Consider the following 356-nt stretch of genomic DNA (forward strand, 5'->3'; position numbering starts at 1 on the left):
CACGGCACCGCGTTCACCGACGGACAGGTCATCGACACCATCACCCCACGCGACCAACGAGGCACCGCGGTGAAGACCAGCGACCCGGCCCGTCGGGCTGAGCCCGTCTGGGACCCGGCGGTGCATGCGAAGTCGTGGCGCGCGGTGTGGGCCTACTCGCGGAAGCGGGCCGTGCGCGACAACACGACCCTGACCCTGCAGGAGAACAAGGCCCGTGCGGTCGTGGCCGGGGAGAAGGCCGCCAGGACCCCACGGTTCGTCAGGACCCGCAACGGCGCCAACGAGCTCGACGAGACCTCACTGGCCAGAGCACGCGACCTCGTCGGGTTGAAGGGCTACGTCACCAACATCGAGGC

Annotated in this window: 1 pseudogene; it reads left to right on the top strand. The window is 69.7% G+C overall.

Features of this window, described 5'->3' with window-relative positions:
- Positions 1-356: pseudogene (locus QQZ14_RS15000) on the top strand (IS1634 family transposase); the annotation flags it as partial.

Origin of the sequence: Nocardioides sp. T2.26MG-1 (genome assembly GCF_950101795.1) — a bacterium.
Lineage (GTDB): Bacteria > Actinomycetota > Actinomycetes > Propionibacteriales > Nocardioidaceae > Nocardioides.